Source organism: Sphingobacterium sp. UGAL515B_05 (genome assembly GCF_033097525.1).
GTDB lineage: Bacteria > Bacteroidota > Bacteroidia > Sphingobacteriales > Sphingobacteriaceae > Sphingobacterium.
The window spans coordinates 6,019,416-6,035,301 of sequence record NZ_CP109907.1; the positions used below are offsets into that span (position 1 = coordinate 6,019,416).

At 43.7% G+C, this 15,886-nt stretch carries 14 protein-coding genes; 3 read left to right on the forward strand and 11 right to left on the reverse strand.

Annotation, left to right across the window (positions count from 1 at the left end; genetic code table 11):
- Both OK025_RS25225 and OK025_RS25230 read left to right on the forward strand, forming a co-directional pair.
- Positions 1 to 957 carry a hypothetical protein gene (locus OK025_RS25225; protein WP_317667501.1) on the forward strand — a complete coding sequence of 319 codons (957 nt, stop codon included), beginning with the start codon at positions 1 to 3 and terminating at the stop codon, positions 955 to 957.
- Between the two features lie 16 nt (positions 958 to 973).
- Positions 974 to 1,651: a YiiX family permuted papain-like enzyme gene (locus OK025_RS25230; protein WP_317667502.1), complete on the forward strand. Its 678-nt coding sequence runs from the start codon at positions 974 to 976 to the stop codon at positions 1,649 to 1,651.
- Positions 1,652 to 1,665: 14 nt separating this feature from the next.
- On the opposite strand, the gene OK025_RS25235 is transcribed toward OK025_RS25230, so the two are convergent.
- The 7 genes from OK025_RS25235 to OK025_RS25265 are packed head-to-tail and all read right to left on the reverse strand — an operon-like array spanning position 1,666 to position 10,117.
- Positions 1,666 to 2,637: a Gfo/Idh/MocA family oxidoreductase gene (locus OK025_RS25235; protein WP_317667504.1), complete on the reverse strand. Its 972-nt coding sequence runs from the start codon at positions 2,635 to 2,637 to the stop codon at positions 1,666 to 1,668.
- Positions 2,630 to 3,841 carry a M20 family metallopeptidase gene (locus tag OK025_RS25240; RefSeq protein ID WP_317667506.1) on the reverse strand — a complete coding sequence of 404 codons (1,212 nt, stop codon included), beginning with the start codon at positions 3,839 to 3,841 and terminating at the stop codon, positions 2,630 to 2,632. The genes OK025_RS25235 and OK025_RS25240 overlap by 8 nt, the downstream gene beginning before the upstream one ends.
- 40 nt (positions 3,842 to 3,881) lie before the next feature.
- Complete coding sequence (locus OK025_RS25245; RefSeq protein WP_317667508.1) at positions 3,882 to 5,447, reverse strand: sodium:solute symporter family transporter; 1,566 nt, start codon at positions 5,445 to 5,447, stop codon at positions 3,882 to 3,884.
- Positions 5,428 to 6,819: a hypothetical protein gene (locus OK025_RS25250; protein ID WP_317667509.1), complete on the reverse strand. Its 1,392-nt coding sequence runs from the start codon at positions 6,817 to 6,819 to the stop codon at positions 5,428 to 5,430. The genes OK025_RS25245 and OK025_RS25250 overlap by 20 nt, the downstream gene beginning before the upstream one ends.
- Positions 6,820 to 6,822: 3 nt before the next feature.
- Positions 6,823 to 7,590: an SDR family oxidoreductase gene (locus OK025_RS25255; protein ID WP_317667510.1), complete on the reverse strand. Its 768-nt coding sequence runs from the start codon at positions 7,588 to 7,590 to the stop codon at positions 6,823 to 6,825.
- A gap of 16 nt (positions 7,591 to 7,606) precedes the next feature.
- Positions 7,607 to 8,785: a galactonate dehydratase gene (dgoD, locus tag OK025_RS25260; protein WP_075991901.1), complete on the reverse strand. Its 1,179-nt coding sequence runs from the start codon at positions 8,783 to 8,785 to the stop codon at positions 7,607 to 7,609.
- Positions 8,786 to 8,794: 9 nt separating this feature from the next.
- On the reverse strand, positions 8,795 to 10,117 hold the full coding sequence (locus OK025_RS25265) for an aspartate aminotransferase family protein (protein ID WP_075991900.1): 1,323 nt from the start codon (positions 10,115 to 10,117) through the stop codon (positions 8,795 to 8,797).
- Positions 10,118 to 10,277: 160 nt separating this feature from the next.
- Here OK025_RS25265 and OK025_RS25270 point away from each other — a divergent pair, with 160 nt between their 5' ends.
- A complete protein-coding gene (locus OK025_RS25270; RefSeq protein ID WP_317667512.1) occupies positions 10,278 to 11,075 on the forward strand; it encodes an SMP-30/gluconolactonase/LRE family protein in 798 nt (265 codons plus the stop codon).
- 33 nt (positions 11,076 to 11,108) lie between these two features.
- Here OK025_RS25270 and OK025_RS25275 read toward each other — a convergent pair whose 3' ends face one another.
- The 4 genes from OK025_RS25275 to OK025_RS25290 all read right to left on the reverse strand — a co-directional run bounded on the left by OK025_RS25275 (position 11,109) and on the right by OK025_RS25290 (position 15,863).
- Positions 11,109 to 11,747: a GntR family transcriptional regulator gene (locus OK025_RS25275; protein WP_201670606.1), complete on the reverse strand. Its 639-nt coding sequence runs from the start codon at positions 11,745 to 11,747 to the stop codon at positions 11,109 to 11,111.
- A gap of 66 nt (positions 11,748 to 11,813) precedes the next feature.
- A complete protein-coding gene (locus tag OK025_RS25280; protein ID WP_317667513.1) occupies positions 11,814 to 14,462 on the reverse strand; it encodes a hypothetical protein in 2,649 nt (882 codons plus the stop codon).
- A gap of 4 nt (positions 14,463 to 14,466) precedes the next feature.
- Positions 14,467 to 15,459 carry a DUF4466 family protein gene (locus OK025_RS25285; protein WP_293955354.1) on the reverse strand — a complete coding sequence of 331 codons (993 nt, stop codon included), beginning with the start codon at positions 15,457 to 15,459 and terminating at the stop codon, positions 14,467 to 14,469.
- Between the two features lie 8 nt (positions 15,460 to 15,467).
- Entirely contained in the window at positions 15,468 to 15,863 is a 396-nt protein-coding gene (locus tag OK025_RS25290) for a hypothetical protein (protein ID WP_046676362.1), read from the reverse strand.
- Between the last annotated feature and the right edge of the window lie 23 nt (positions 15,864 to 15,886).

Genomic DNA, 15,886 nt, shown 5'->3' on the forward strand with positions numbered 1-15,886 from the left:
ATGCGATCATTTTATCCAATGAATCGCTTAGGGTTAAAAAGAGGTCTTTGCCTTCTTTACTTACTAGCCGGCCTTGCAACATCGTTGTTTGCAGATCAAAACAAGATCGTTTTTCAGTCACAGCAGCAGCCAGGAAACAGTCTACCCTTTTACATTACGGACCAAGGGACGCTTTGTTATAATTTGCCTGTGGACACCATGGGCGTATACGCTATACAGATCAATCTCAACAGACTTTTCCCGACCGCAACTGCGGAGCATCTTCGTTCAAAATATTATAAACTATCAGACAGCACAATAACAATAATCAACTATGCCGAACCGGCTATCTCCATCAACTATAGGGTTACTGAAAACAACTTTGTAATACCAAAATCCTCCAATTGGCTCGCGGACTATCAACCTGAATTTCAATTCATCGCTTTGGACAGCCTCAGACACATGGAGAACTTATTCGACACGAACGATTTGAACGGCCTAATGCAGCTGGAAGCAACCAAGCTCCCTTTTGAAAATATACTTTTATTTTTTAGTCAGCTGCATGGATTTTCTACAGTGGAGGAGTTTAGCAGCAATGCCATTCATCGGATTTTAGAAAAGGATCAGTATGCTATTGCCAAACAATTTCATCACTTATTTCTGACCAGAAACAGACAAGTCGATGATTTCGAAGTACTGAAGGCGGCGATAGAAAAAAACGACATGGATTTTATCCGTAAAAGCTCTTTAAATAGTCTGAACCGTCTGGGTATAGATGAAGTTAAAGCCGATTATAGCTTCACACAATGTACACTACTAGGAAAAGCGATCTTAATGAAAAACAACATAGCCATAGCGTATCTTTTGCAGAAAGGTGCCGCTAAAGAGAAAGTATATCAGTATGGATCCGACGTATTATCTGCTTTTCAACTCGCCGAAAGGACCAAGTCGAAGAAAATCATTAAACTATTTCAGTAAATTCAGAAATAAAACAATGAAAAAGACACTTATTTACCTGATATCCCTTGTTCGTTATCTTGTGATCACCGCAGCGCTAACACTGCCAGTTCATGCGCAAAAAAAGCCAATGGGTCCTAAGCAATCGAAGGCTAATTCAAAACTACCCCAATTCAACGATGGCGATATGATCTTTCAGTCTTCTATTTCACCGCAATGCAAGGCCATCCAATTAGCAACGCGTTCTCTGTATTCCCATTGTGGGATTATTTTTTACGAGCAAGGCAAACCCTACGTACTGGAAGCCGTACAGCCCGTAACTGTTACGAAGTTAGAACACTGGATTCAGCGTGGCGAAAAGCAGCATTACGCGGTCAAGCGCCTCAAAAACGCAGATCAGCTACTGACCAATTCGAAACTGGCCAAAATGAAAGCAATCGGCAAAGATTTTATCGGCAAAAATTACGACGCGACATTCGAATGGTCAGACGATAAGATCTATTGCTCGGAATTGATCTGGAAAATATACCAGCGTGGAGCAGGCATCGAAGTTGGGAAACTTGAGAAACTGAAAGATTTTGATTTAAGCAGCCCCGAAGTGAAAGCTAAGCTGAAAGAGCGTTATGGTAACAGCGTTCCGCTGAATGAAACGGTCATATCACCCGCCTCAATTTTTAATAGTCCATTGTTGATTACGGTGACGAGTAATTATTAAGCAGGCTCGCCCCCCTATTTTTGAAGTTGAACAACATTTCCGCCATTTAATTTACTTTCTTCGGCTGCATCTATAAATGCGCATATTGCCAGGGTTTCCTTTTCGTCAACCGGACTTACACCTGTTTCGAAAAACGGAAGGATCTTATCCAACAATGGGCCGTATCCCATAAATTGTCCCAAATGGACAATCTGATCTTTCAAAAAAACCGTTCCGCCAAAATCATCCTTTCCCTCGCGAATGCCCCGAAGTGAGGCAATTCTTCCATCCGCCCACTCCCCAACATAAAACGAGGTACCTTGTTCCTGAATCGTTTTTACCGAGCGGCATCCCGGTCCCATCAATGCAAATAACATTTCGACCCCATGGATTCCATACCAATACAGATCCTTATGCGAAGGCTCCGTTACTGCCGGACAATAGACATCTGCGCCTATTACCTTAGTCCTATCCAACTCCTGAAGTCCGGTAATATAACGCAAGGAGCTTGATGAAAAAACAGGGCAACCGTAGTTTTTTGCCGCCTGAAAAATTTGGAAAGCGTCCCTATAGGAATTCGCTATTGGTTTATCGATAAATAAAGGTTTTTTAGCTTTGATTACTTGAAGTGCCTGCTCCAGATGAAGATTTCCATCATTTGTCTCCAAAAACACATAGTCTACTTTTTTCAATAGCTCGGCAATACTTGATACAATCGAAACACCGAGCTGTTGCACTTCAGCTGTAATTTTCGGAATACGCTCAATACTTAAGGGAATTGTTTTGCTTCCGTAGGGATAAGCCGCAACAACCCTGTATTTTCCGTAGGGATGGTTGCTAGCAGCCGTATTAATCGCTCTTGTAAAAGCAACAGCGTGTGTAATGTCTAGCCCAATGATCCCTATCTTTTTTACGTTATCATGCCCAGAGAACACCTTATTATTCGCATTAACGGCATAGGATAATCCAAATGCAAAGGAGGACATCAAGAATTTTTTTCTATTCATTTGATTCATTCAAAAGGGAAATAGCTGCATTGACTAAAACAGCGATTGATGTTTCGAAAGCCTTTTCATCCAGATTGAACTGTGGATTATGAAGACCATATTGTGTGGTATAATCGTCATTATTTGTGCCTATCAACATAAACAGCGCGGGATAACGATAAGAATAATAAGCAAAATCCTCGGCTGCCATCCAGATTTCGAGATCTTGTGGCACACTATTCCCCATCGTCTCCGCAATAATTGTTTTGACTTTTTGCGTTAACGCGGGATCATTATAAAGCGCGGGATAACCATGCCGGACTTCAACTTCTACCTTTGCACCAAGCGATACAGGAAGCGTTGCCGCTATTTCAGCAACCATTTCCAGCGCCTCCTTGCGCCACACCTCATCCATTGTACGAAATGTTCCGGCTAATTTAACTTCCTCGGGAATAACATTGGCAGCACCATCTCCAATAAAACGACCAAAGGTCAATACAGACGGTACATCAGGGTTGGCTTTCCGACTGACAACTTGCTGTAATGTGGTGAGTAACTGCGCGCCGATCATAATGGGATCAACAGCCCGATGTGGCTCCGCAGCATGGCCACCACGTCCCTTAATGGTGAAATAGAACTCGTCGCTCGAGGCCATAAATCGCCCGGAACGTAAACCGACTTTTCCTACAGAAACACGGGGACTTACATGTAAACCCAGCACAGCTTTAATCGTTCCACCAAAAGATTCCAGAATCCCGGATTCCAAAACCTGAATCGCTCCGCCAGGAATCTTTTCCTCAGCAGGCTGAAATAGCAGAACAATTTTACCGGAAAACTCCGTTTTATAATCATTTAATATGGACGCCGCCCCCAATAGATTAGCCGTATGAAAATCATGGCCACAAGCATGCATGACACCACTATTCTTCGATTTATATCCCACATCATTTTGCTCGTCTATCGGTAAAGCATCAATATCTGCCCGTAACACCACAATATCATCACTCGCCGATTTTTGACCGGTTAGCACAGCCACAACACCTGTTTGAGCGACAATCTCAAATGGTATACCCAATTCCCCGAGTTGTTGCTGAATATAGGCGCTTGTCTCGTATTCTTGAAAGGACAATTCAGGATGCTGATGGATATGTCGGCGTATTGCAACGATTTTCGGAAAAATGGTCTCTATCTTGGTATTTAATTCTTTCAGTATTGGCTCGATCATCTGGATAAGTTTTAAAAGTTTAACACTTCAACAAGTTAAGCTAAAAATAACGTACATAAAAATAGAGCACCAATACCGTTATAATTATCCACCATACCGTCGGATTTCGAAATCCACGGTAAGCGGCTTTATCCTGAACCGGTACCTGAAAAGAATCGCCGGTCAACACAAGATTTTTTAACCTTGCTTCTGAGACCGCAGGTGTCAACAAACTGACTACTGCGCAAGCAATCATACAAGTCCAGAATACAATACCTGTTCTATTAAAAAACGGCATTTCAGGTAAGGCGTATTCCAAAAGTAAAGAAAGCGGAATTGTCAGTAAACCTGCTGTCAAAGCACCCTGCGATGTGGTTCTTTTCCAAAAAACCCCCATTAAAAACATTGTTGCAATGCCTGGCGTAAAAAGACCGTATAGATTCATCAAATAAAGGAAAACTGGTTTATCCGAATAACTGATCAATACAACCGCACTTATGATTCCGAGCACGATAATAGCGACTCCGGCGCGCTTACCAAAACGGACTGCTTCGTAGTCACTTGCATTTTTATTAATATACTGGCTGTAGATATCGACGGTCAGAATTGTTGTACAGGAATTGATCGCTCCTGAAATATGGGACATGATGGCCGAAATTAACCCTGCCATCACCAAGCCAACCAAACCTTTGGGCAATAAGGTTTCCACGAGTGTCGCAAACAGTAAATCGGGCTGATCGAGATGCGGTAGGAATTTTGGAGCCACCAATGCCGGAATAGTAATAATCAAGGGAACCAAAAATTTAAGATAGTCACCAAAGATGACCCCCATGCGCCCATGCCATTCATTTTTTGCAGCCAATACGCGCTGCACAATAAATTGGTTCGTAGCGCAATAAAACACGCTGATACACAACAGTCCGCCTAAATACATCGTCCAGGGAAAGTCAGGATCAGATGCGGGATAAAACATTTTCCAATCCTTGGAGGATTCTACCACAGACTGAAAACCTCCTGCCGCATCAATGGTGGCAAAAGTTAATACTATTCCGCCCAGCACCAAAATGACAAGCTGTACCATCTCCGTCCATATCACCGCTTTTAGACCGCCTAAAACGGTATATAAACCGGTCAAAATTGCCATTCCAAAAATACTGTATAAAATAGGAATGCCGAATAAAGCGTGCAGCGACAGACCGCCCAAATAAAGAACGGCGCCAATCTCCACAAAAACATAGGTAAACAGGATCAAAATAGCGTACAACACGCGGGTAGCGTTGCCGTATCTTTTTTCGAGGTACTCAGGAATCGTATAGAAACCGTTGCGGATATAAAAAGGGAGAAATATCCATAACAATGCATTAAAACCGATGAGAATCGCTCCCCATTCCAGGGTGATCGCCACAAAACCGCGACTATAAGCGGCCCCCATAGCGCCAACGAGATGATGACTGCTGATATTTGCGGCGATGATACTTCCGCCAATTATCCACCAGGGCAGCTTATCACCCGCAAGAAAATAATCCCGCTTCGAGGCGGAGTTTTTTTTCGAAGCGTATAAGCCCAATACCACTATACCAATAATATATACGGCAAAAATAACGACATCAATCCAATCGAGTTTCATCGGTCAATAATGTTTGAATTCCTAATTTAGTTTGTTCAATAAGTATTTCAAGACCGCCGCTGGCATAGGGGCTTTGCCACACAGCATAAATATCCTTATCATAAAGCTCCTTCGGTGCGAGATACCCCACATAGCCATTCGCGATATTGATAAAAACGATCGTATGATCTGGAAATTGGGCTCTCACTTCGATTTGATAACAGGAATAGGCTTCGTTGGCCTGCGCCACCAACACGGCATCGCCCATTTTCCAGATCCACACCGGAATAATAGCTTCCTGTTGATCTCCAATGGATTTACGGGTATTATATTTCCGCCAAAGGCGATCTTTCATAACACGATCCGTACAGCGTTCGTATTCACTCAAAATTGCTTCGGGACTAGGCAGTTTTTTGTAAGGCACTTTAACAGCTAATACCCTTTGCTTAAAATCGATTGGAGCGGTCTGTTCCCGAAATCCCCAACAGGCCAGTGGAGCCCCCGAAATCAAGGATTCCTTAAAAACCCAGTTTTTATGACTATGCTGTTCCTGGGCCAGCGTCGCGAGAACAGCATAACCCAACTGCTTTCCGTTAGCTTCGACCAGTGCTGGATCCTTTACATACTGTCTCCGTGGAGCTAAATCACCTGATGCGCCCTGTAAAAAAAGACAAGGCACGGATAACGAGCGCTCTACAGTATTTCGCATTTCGCCCACAAAATCAGGCGAGAGCAGATCATTCTCGTGAGCAAAGCTTGTTGGGTGGCAGGCATAATTACAAATAACCGCTTTCAAGCTTTCAGTTTCATCATACAGCCGTCCGACCAACAAGGTTGTATCTGCTGCTTTCAATGGATTGTAACCAATCAAATAATGAGAATCTACCTCCAGATCGCGGTTGCTGGCCAAATCGCATACACCATAGTTCCAGGTTAAACTTCCCTTAAATAGCCCATTTTGTGCCATTTCAACACAAGATATCGCCTGTTGTTTGAGGAATTCAAGGTACGGCAAAATCAGTTCACCTCCAGGTTGCGCTGCATCTGCCGAACAGATACTAGGCCCCGCATGAGTATGCGATAGCGCAAAAATCAGCTGCGATTCAGCCAGATTGAAATGACTGAGCAATGCTAATCGTAAATTTTGTTCATCAGCGGCATTTTTCCACCAGCCTAAATCAGCGGTTAACAGAATTGCAGGCAAGCCATCGCAGGATTTCATATATAGACAATGCATCATCAAAGGCTGATGAACAGCCGTTGCCCGGTCAAATGCAGCCGCCCCCCAATTACGGGAATAGATGCCGATCGGAGGAGTAATATCACATTGGCTAAGTCCAAATCGTCCGTACAAACTACCCGTCGTTTCTTTCAAGAGGTCTTTCTGTTTCATACACTAAGGTCTAATCAAAGACAGTCCACCATCCATTACAATTGCGGTACCAGTCATATGTTTACAATTGTCCGAACAGATCCATAGCACCTGTTTAGCAACCTCTTCGGCTTCTATAATCTGACCAAGTGGCACCACAGCCTTTGCTTTCATTTGAAGTTCGGCGTTTGATGACCAAACCACTTTGCTCAACCCGGCATTGACATAACCTGGTGCAATCTCGTTGACACGAATTCCGTATGCTGCATATTCAAGAGCCATGGCCTGGCAAAGCATCCGCAGGCCCGCCTTAGAGACACTATAGGCCGGTAAATTTTGATGTACGGCATGTGCAGCCCAGCTACCCATAAAAATGATCGAGCCCGCAAGCTCAGTCTCCACAAATGACTTCGCACAGGCATTCGCCAGGAAGAATGAACCGTCGAGATTAACGGCCATTTCATTCTTCCATTCCTCGTTGCTTAACGTGCTGAAGTCTTTAATAGTGACACATGCGGCATTCGCGATACAGATGGATATTGCGCCCAACTCCTGCCTTATGCGTTTCACCCAGGCGTCCACCTGCCTGGCGTCTGCAACATCGACCTGATCATAAAACAAACGTGCTCCAGCATCATCCAACAAGGGCCACTGCGCTCTCGCCGCCTGTGGTTCAAACCGATCCGAGATGCATACAATTGCCTGCTGGGTCAAAAATGCTTCAGCCATAGCCCTTCCGATATCACCAAGTCCCCCACTGATCAATACGACTTTATTCTTATATTCCTCCATGATCGCTATTTTTAGACTACCAATCCCCTACACTACCGTCTTTATAGAAGGTTCGCTGCAATATTTCCTGTTGAAAAGGATGCTTCTTTACCTCTTCTTCATTAATTTCAATACCCAAACCGGCGCGCTTATTCGGCAGAACAATCCGCCCTTTCTCTTGAACTGTAAACCCTTCGGTAACCACGTCCTGGCGCCATTCAACGTCCTTATGCACACTTTCGCAAATAATATAGGATGGTGTTGCAAATCCCAGCTCAATGGAGGCGGCCGTACTCACAGGTCCCTGCGGGTTATGTGGCGCCATAGATACACGGTAAGCATCAGCCAAAGCTGCGATCTTACGCGCTTCAGAGAGACCGCCACAATGGGTAATATCAGGTTGAATCACACTCACTGCCCGCTTCTCGAGCATATCCCGAAATGCATGCACTCCGATCAAACGTTCGCCTGACGCAATAGGTGTCGTCACTGCCCGTTGAATCAAGGCAATATCTTCCATGGTTTCTGGCCAACATGGCTCTTCAAAGAAATACAGGCCATATGGCTCCAATGCTTTCGCAAATTGCATCCCCATACGTGGGCTTGGCCGCGCATGGCAATCCACCATAATATCAATATCGTCGCCAACAGCGTCACGCATGGCCTTCACGCAAGCTTCAGCATATTTAATTGGACGGAGACCTTCCAACGACATGGTCTCTGGGACAGCCATCGATTTAAAAGCGGTAAAACCCTCATCAACAGCTTTCAGCGCAAGATCACCAAACCGCTTGGCATCATCCGGAGCAGTCTCATAAAAATCCTCCATGCGACCTCCACCTAAATGACAATACAAACGGATATAATCACGCACACGGCCTCCCCACAGCTCGTGACAAGGGACATTGTGAATTTTACCTAGAATATCCCATAAGGCGATGTCAATACCACTGATGGCCGTGCCACGAACGATCCCGTTTCCATGCCAGAAGTGTTGTCTATACATCATCTGCCACAGGTATTCAATACGACGCGGATCTTCACCGATCAACAATTGAGAAATATCTTTGATTGCTCCGACCACACTTTGCGTATGCCATTCCAAGGTGGCTTCGCCCCAGCCCCAAAGTCCGGGCTGATCGGTAATAATTTTGACAAAAATCCAATTTCGCATGCGCGCATGGCACACAAAGGTTTCAATAGCGGTTATTTTCATAGTTAGGGTTTACAAACTTTTTATTACGCGTTCAGTTGCTTCTAAAGTCCGATCAATATCATCCTCCGTATGCGCAAAGGAGATACTGCCTTGTTTAATTGGTGCCGGGAAATTGAAAATCCCCTCCTTAATAAGCTTTTTACGATATTGGGTATCCAGTTCAAAGTTGTGGTTATCCAAAATATCATGAAAATTGACTGGCGCATGGTCCATAAAATATGTACAGAAGGCAGATCCTTGACGTGCGACATAAAATGGTACGCCTAATTTAGGAAATATTTCGTTATATCCCTGTTCCAAACGCGCACCAAGTGCTTCTACGTGCTCATAAACTCGATGCTCCGAGCTGCCTAATTTTTTCAATGTTGCAATTGCAGCGGCAGTCGTTAAAGGAAAAGCATTAAAAGTACCGGCAATCATCACCCGCTTCGACTTATCAGGATCTACAAAGTAATCCATGTATTTTTTCTTTCCTGCAATAACACCCAATGGGTAGCCGTTTGCAACCGCCTTTCCGAAAGTTGAAAGATCCGGCTGAATACCACAGATCGACTGATAGCCCCCCAGCGCATGTCTAAATCCAGTTTTCACTTCATCAAAGATCAACAGAAACCCATGCTCGTCCGCCATCTTGCGTAAGCCTTCCAGGTAACCTTCCTTTGGCTTTACAATACCGATATTCTGAAGAATAGGCTCCAACAAAATACAGGCAACATCATATTTTTGAACCACATACAGCACACTTTCCAAATCGTTATAGTTGACAATGTGGACTAAATCGCTGTGATTTTTGGGAACGCCAGCACTTAATGAATCGAATGGATATTCTCCCGGACTTTGATATGAGCCAACATCTGCACGTTGACTGATCACATTGCAGGCCACATCGTTATGCCAGCCATTGTAGCCCCCCTGCATAACAATCACATGATCACGCCCTGTTACTGCACGGGCAATACGGATCGCATGGTAAGTCGCTTCCGATCCTGTAGTTGTAATCTGCACACTCTCTACCGACGGAACAGACTGACAAAAAAGCTCCGCAAACTCACCTTCCAGTAACGTTGGCCCAGCCCCCATCAATACCTGCTGCTCCTGCAATGTCTGTAACACTGCGGCGTTCACATCAGGATCATTATGCCCCAAAAAGGATGCAGCAAATCCAGCCTGATAATCGATGTAGCTGTTCCCGTCAATATCTTCGACCAAACTACCATTCCCTTTGACGAAGCAGATATTCGGATCTGACTTCCGATTTAACGATACCACTCCACCAGGTATCCATCTTGCATTCTCCCGCAGTATCGCGGCTGATTTTTCATTTTCTTGCATGCCTATTAAAAGTTTTGCTATTTGTTATTGTTATAATTGGGCGATCACCGCCACACATGTTGCAGTCATCAATAATTTGTATTTTAATACACCTTATTTTATGTATACCAAATTACAATATTTTTGTATACATTTAAAATAAATTTTAAAATTTTTAAAAATGAATATTCTCATTGAAGGACTTCTTTTTCCAGAAGGCCCCACTTTCGACCGGGAGGGTGGTATATGGCTTGTGGAGAAAGAAGCAGGAAACTTGATCTATTACAAAGACAATCAGTATAGCAGAATAGCTGTGAATGGACATCCCAACGGAATTGCAATCGATAAAAACGGGATAATATGGTTTTGCGACTCACAACAAAACAGCATCCGTTGCTATGATCCCTTCGACAAAACCACGACGACAATAGTCACGGAAATCGCAGGAAAGCCATTAAAAATGCCCAACGACTTATGTTTTGATACCGAAGGGAACCTACTATTCTCCTGTCCGGGAAGTGACCTAGAAGATGGCACAGGTTACATCTGCTGTCTACATAAACATGGTGCGCTTACGAAGATCCACACAGGCCTTTTTTACCCAAACGGATTGGCCTTTGCAGCAGACAACTGCACACTTTTTGTCGCTGAAACAGGCACAAAATGGCTCTGGAAAATGCACTGGAACAGCTTGACACAACAGGTGGAAAACATCGAAAAATTCATAGAAACAGGCGGTAGTATCGGTCCGGACGGCATAGCTCTCACGCAGGACAATTATCTTTTTGCAGCGATTTATGGATCGCAACATATCCTATGCATTGATACCAAAAACAAGACGACCGAGAAAATACCTACGCCGGGGAAGAATCCAACAAATTGTGCTTTAGACCCAAAAGGCATTCAGGGACTTATGATTACAGAAGCTGAAAAAGGGCAATTGTTGCAGTGGGACAGCACAAAAAAGGGTCTATTGTAAACAATAGACCCATTATAAAAATCCAAAAAAATATTAAACCAGTTCCAAGGCTTCTTGCTCGCCCCGATCCAGATGATGAACCAAAGTGGTATAAGCTTTATTCCAGTCATCCGCTTTCAGCGCATCAACAATAGCCCGATGCTCCTTCTCCGTATCCAGGTAATCTTCCATCTGCCCCATAATAGCCCCAAGCTTCATATGGAATAAGGGGATGTTACTATTCTTGTAAATAGCAATCAACCTTGAATTGCAAGTTCCCTCAATAATACGCTCATGAAAACGAACATCCGCCTCGCAAGCACCCCCATAATAACCTTTACTGACCATGTCAGAAAAATCGTTGCAGATCAGTTCCAAATCTTCGATAAGCTCTTTACTTTTCTTTGAAAACAGAATCTTTAATGCACCTATCTCCAACAGCTCACGCAGCTCACGAATATCCTTCACATCTTCGACCGTCATTTTCTTCACAAAACAGCCACCTTTTTCACCAAACTCAACCAGACTCTCCCCTGCTAAACGCATAAAAGCCTCACGAACAGCCACTCTACTCACCGCCATCTTATCCGCCCAAGCACTTTCCACCAATCTTGCCCCGCCAGCCAGCTGACTGGACAAAATTTTCTTACGTACTTCTAAATAAACTTTATAGGCAAGCGAATCCTCTTTCATATTGTATACAATTTTATGCAAAAATAAGAATACAAAATCATTAAAAAAATTTAAACAATGTATTCTTTAATTAATCTTTCCCTCTTGGGCTTCATACGGCCTTCCCGGCGACAAATAAATAGTTTCGGCTTTAGATTTCCAACTGGTGGTATGATTTCCTTTCAGGACATTTATATTAAAGCTACTATTTTTTAATGAACTTTTCATATTCCAGAAACCATCTTTCAAACCGACCACAACAACTTCATACTGTTGATCTCCCGGCACCACAAATTCAATGGGCTCATCAAGATATTGATTTGGTTTGGCCACCACCAGTAGACGATCAGCCACTCTTATGAGGTAATAATTCGCTTTTTCCTCCGAATACACCGGTAATTTTGAAGAGCCACTCTCTGTCATCTGAAAAACCGAAGCGTAACTGGCCTGATCACTTTCCTGCTTGGGTGAAACCATAATCCGTGTTCCCCTAGCCTCCGGCCAAGGAGACTTGACCTGATAAAGATCACCAAAAACAAAAGCAGTCGAATCACCCGAATACAATTTCACTGCACACTCTTTTAACTGTGGCTTCAGCAAATCAACATAAGTAGAACCGGCTGCGTTTTTAAATTTACTAGTTAACACAAAACCTGTTTCACTTCGTACCGGCTTTTCAAGCGTATTGATCTGCCAATAGGGTTCGAATTTCTTATCATTGGTCTTAAGCTCATCCAATAAGACAATGACAGCAGGCACATCCTTTCTCTTCAAATTCAAAAACAGGAAACTTTTTGCATAGGATTTTACTTTAGCTGTATATGCCGCCGTTAGATCCATATTGAAATAGCTATAGCTCGGCTGAATGGGATCGTTACCAAATGCGGATGCCCTGATCTCTCCCGTATGGTACCAGGAATCATTTAACACCTCGTCAACCGTGCGCGGAAAACGCTGACTAAACCGAGTCCCACCATCATTTGTTTTGGTCCTGAATAAAAGCGGTTCCGCAGGATCACGCACCAACAGCATGCTGTGTGCAACCGAACGCTTATTAAAGTTAAAATCATAAGGGGAACCATACGAAAGATACAAACCAAGATCACCAACCTGAATACCATGATGATAAATCTGCAGTGCACCTGCATCGGCATGCTGATGATTGCCAAAATGATAACCGCCACCTTTAATTTCTGCAACCACATCGGAACTTCCGTTCTCTTCGCTCCAGCCTGTCCGGGCAACCATAGACCCTAAAATAGGTCCAAAATCTTTCGTCAACGGCATTTTCTGGCGATCAAAATCAGGCTTCAATTTTGGATCATCCAAGAGGAGAAACAAGATTGGATTGTCGGGCAAACCGCCCTGTTTGACAAACTCAGCCTTAATTACCGGATTGCCTGAATAGGCATAACAAAGCAGCATGGTCTGTGGATTTTTCCAATAAAAATCAGCACTGCTGTTGTACTTTACATTGAACATATCGCCGTCGCGTAACATTTTTCCATCAGGCGTGCGCATATACAGCCAATAATAGGGCATATTCTTGATATTATCGTCAAAAACCGGATAACCGAGCATGCGATAATACAACCAGGCTCCATGCATTTCCCACCCAAAACGATAGCCACCGTAATCAACACCTTGATTATGGCGCGGAGACTGATACTCAAACTTGCGCATGGGCACCAACTCTTCCAAAATAGAATACGAAGTATACTTGTAAGGTACCGGATCCTCGTCATATAAAGCAATACTCATTGCCAGCAGATCGCGCGACACCTGCGCCTCATTCCCATGCCCATTGATAATACTTTCGATACCAAAAAAGGGAGGCCAGCCAATTTCCATATCTTGCGCCAGACGCATCATATTTTTATGCAGACTGGTCTTAAGGTGCACATCCAATAATGCGTAGCACCAGTCATACACCAGTGCACCCGTATAAATTGCACGTCCCAACTCGCGTGTAATATCACCATAGGAAACATTCCCGAACTCCAACATCGTCAAGTATTGATCGGCCAGCCTGACCGCTTCCCTGCCTATTTTTTCGTCACCGGACATGAGGTAATAAAACGCTTTTGATTCAATAGCACGTTCGAGCTTTTCATCGTAAAACATTTCCTTATTCGAATCAAAAACAAATTGAACAGGTTGTTGCGCAAGTGTTTTCACTTTCCCCCAAGCTTCCAGATGCTCCGCTTCTTCCAACCGCCCTTTAACGACCGGCAAAGACTCGTTGTTAACCCATAGTCTCGGGTGACCTGCGGGCGGAACAATCTTTGGTTTATAGTTTTCTGCTACAGCTGGTGCAACCGGAGGCACAAAGGCATTAATCGAAACAGCTTTCATCTTAAAATAAGCGGGCAATCGCATGCCCACCGTCTGCTTCCCTTTCTCAAAATAAAATTTACCAAGATCTTGCTTCGCACCTTTAAAACTATCAAATACAATTCTTTTGGTCGATCGTGCAGCGCGAACATCAATACTCGCGTACAGCGTCATCATACCTGTTTTATCTGCAGCCTTAATTTTATCCAAATCGGTAACCTCACCTTCAGAAACCAAGGTATAGACACCTGCTGTCGGAACATCCACCTGCACCCGTAGGCGCTGTCCATTTCCTTTTATTGAAGTAACCTTTGCCTGTTGTCCATAGGAGGTTCCAAGGATCGCTATAAAAGCGACCCCCAGCATAGTACCTTTAACTTTTAGCCATATCCTTACACCCATATCCTTATTTTACTTGCAGCCTTTTTACACTGATCTTCATTTCTTTCGTGGTATTATTGACGCTATTTACATATACATAAGCATTGTATTTGCCATCAGCCGTTTGTACCCATATCCCGGATTCAGCTTTTAGATTAATCGCAAAATCTGGCGCATCAACAAACGATTTATCTTTCAAATCCACATCGTCCACAAATACACTGTATTGCAATCGCGCCAGTTGCTGGTCGCGCACCGTCCAAGCCTTCACGATCTTCGTTTTATTTGTCAACCCTACAGGTAAGGTGAAGCTCGGCAAATAGCCAGCATCCGTCGTGGGAGCAACCAAAGAATGTGCATAAGTCACCGTTGGCAATGCCCGGTACAAATAGACCAAATCAATCTTATCCGGGTTTGCTGCCGCTTCGGTAGCAGTATACCATTTTAGGTCGGCCACAGAAAAAAAGCAGGCCGCGCCGTCTTTTCCGATCAAGTCCAAAGCCATATCCATATTACGAATCGCATAAGCTTCGGTCTTCAACGCAATTTCCTGCCCATTACTGGACCTCGCCCTGAACGTAAAAGTGACCGATTTACCTTTTGCTGCTGCCGGTATTTTGTAGCTATAACGCAGCGTTGAAGCGGAGGTATCTTTTGTAAATTTCACCTCCATGCTATTCCCATTTACTGTAGCAGGGTCGCCAACAACAACACCCACATCTGCCCCCGTACTACTGGTGTAGTACGATTTGTTTTCAAGTACAGTACCTTCATCGCCCGCAATACTGGCTTCTACAGAAATTGATGTAAGTTTCCCCTGATCCGGCAAAATCGCCGCAGCATAAGCAAAGTCCATGGTAGCCCCAACCACATTTGGTCCTAAAGAGCGCTTAATAATATCGTTTTGCAAACCATCTTTTGCTGTTGGAATTTCATAAGCCTCTTCTTTACAGGAACCGAACAACAAGAGCCCAAATCCGATGGACAACAGCCCTATTTTTAAATAATTTGTTTTCATCAGCTTACTTATTTTTGTACTGTCAAATAAACTTTATACGTCTTACGAACCTTTCTATTTCCAGACACGACAGTCCATTCACGTGGCGTATCCAAATTGGAAAAATCTTGTTTTCCTAAAATCTTAGGATCTAACACCGCATCGGTGACCAATGAAAATTGTGGGTATAGATTTTTCAAATCCGTACCAAAGAGCACCTCCACTTTTATGGTTTGCTCAACGGTATCCACCAACGCAGCTTTTGTACGTACCGTCTGAAAATCGGCGCCCAACAGTTCAAAACTACTGACATAACATTCCGACCTGGTCGTGATCAACAAACCATCCTCATCCATTGGATAATCATCCTTACAACCGGACAAGCTAACGAACAGCATACCGATTAAAAATAATGTATATTTCATTTTATTACAGTCAAGTGTTACCA

Bases quoted from the DNA above. Each gene is read 5' to 3' on its own strand.
- OK025_RS25225 (WP_317667501.1), top strand. From the start codon at position 1: ATGCGATCATTTTATCCAATGAATCGCTTAGGGTTAAAAAGAGGTCTT.
- OK025_RS25230 (WP_317667502.1), top strand. From the start codon at position 974: ATGAAAAAGACACTTATTTACCTGATATCCCTTGTTCGTTATCTTGTG.
- OK025_RS25235 (WP_317667504.1), bottom strand. From the start codon at position 2,637: ATGAATAGAAAAAAATTCTTGATGTCCTCCTTTGCATTTGGATTATCC.
- OK025_RS25240 (WP_317667506.1), bottom strand. From the start codon at position 3,841: ATGATCGAGCCAATACTGAAAGAATTAAATACCAAGATAGAGACCATT.
- OK025_RS25245 (WP_317667508.1), bottom strand. From the start codon at position 5,447: ATGAAACTCGATTGGATTGATGTCGTTATTTTTGCCGTATATATTATT.
- OK025_RS25250 (WP_317667509.1), bottom strand. From the start codon at position 6,819: ATGAAACAGAAAGACCTCTTGAAAGAAACGACGGGTAGTTTGTACGGA.
- OK025_RS25255 (WP_317667510.1), bottom strand. From the start codon at position 7,590: ATGGAGGAATATAAGAATAAAGTCGTATTGATCAGTGGGGGACTTGGT.
- dgoD (WP_075991901.1), bottom strand. From the start codon at position 8,785: ATGAAAATAACCGCTATTGAAACCTTTGTGTGCCATGCGCGCATGCGA.
- OK025_RS25265 (WP_075991900.1), bottom strand. From the start codon at position 10,117: ATGCAAGAAAATGAAAAATCAGCCGCGATACTGCGGGAGAATGCAAGA.
- OK025_RS25270 (WP_317667512.1), top strand. From the start codon at position 10,278: ATGAATATTCTCATTGAAGGACTTCTTTTTCCAGAAGGCCCCACTTTC.
- OK025_RS25275 (WP_201670606.1), bottom strand. From the start codon at position 11,747: ATGAAAGAGGATTCGCTTGCCTATAAAGTTTATTTAGAAGTACGTAAG.
- OK025_RS25280 (WP_317667513.1), bottom strand. From the start codon at position 14,462: ATGGGTGTAAGGATATGGCTAAAAGTTAAAGGTACTATGCTGGGGGTC.
- OK025_RS25285 (WP_293955354.1), bottom strand. From the start codon at position 15,459: ATGAAAACAAATTATTTAAAAATAGGGCTGTTGTCCATCGGATTTGGG.
- OK025_RS25290 (WP_046676362.1), bottom strand. From the start codon at position 15,863: ATGAAATATACATTATTTTTAATCGGTATGCTGTTCGTTAGCTTGTCC.